This is a genomic window from Pseudoflavonifractor sp. 60 (assembly GCF_009911645.1).
Taxonomy (GTDB): domain Bacteria; phylum Bacillota; class Clostridia; order Oscillospirales; family Oscillospiraceae; genus Lawsonibacter.
Genome location: NZ_QWKI01000291.1, coordinates 1 through 326, shown reverse-complemented (window position 1 = coordinate 326; position 326 = coordinate 1). Strand labels below are relative to the sequence as shown.

Below are 326 nucleotides of genomic sequence, written 5' to 3'. Positions count from 1 at the left end.
CTCCAGACAAGTATTTTCGGCAGAAGCGAGCTTAACTTCCGTGTTCGGAATGGGAACGGGTGGACCCTCGCCCTAATAAACACCAACTTTACTTTCCTTTGAAAAGAAAGTAAGCAAAGAAAAACTTATTTTTTCTCTCCTTACCGTCTTCTCAACAGTAAGTATTATAACTGACTTTCTCAAAAAGTCAAGAAGAAATTTAATTTGGTGACCCGTACGGGAATCGAACCCATGTTTGCGGCGTGAGAGGCCGCCGTCTTAACCGCTTGACCAACGGGCCATATGGTGCGCCTTCAGGGATTCGAACCCGGGACCCACTGATTAAG

1 tRNA gene and 1 rRNA gene are annotated in these 326 nt (G+C 45.7%); both read right to left on the bottom strand.

Annotated elements, in window-relative coordinates:
* Nucleotides 1-87 (bottom strand): 5S ribosomal RNA (rrf, locus tag D1646_RS21685); the annotation flags it as partial.
* Nucleotides 88-205: 118 nt separating this feature from the next.
* A tRNA-Glu gene (locus D1646_RS21680) sits at nucleotides 206-280 on the bottom strand.
* Nucleotides 281-326 lie beyond the last annotated feature (46 nt).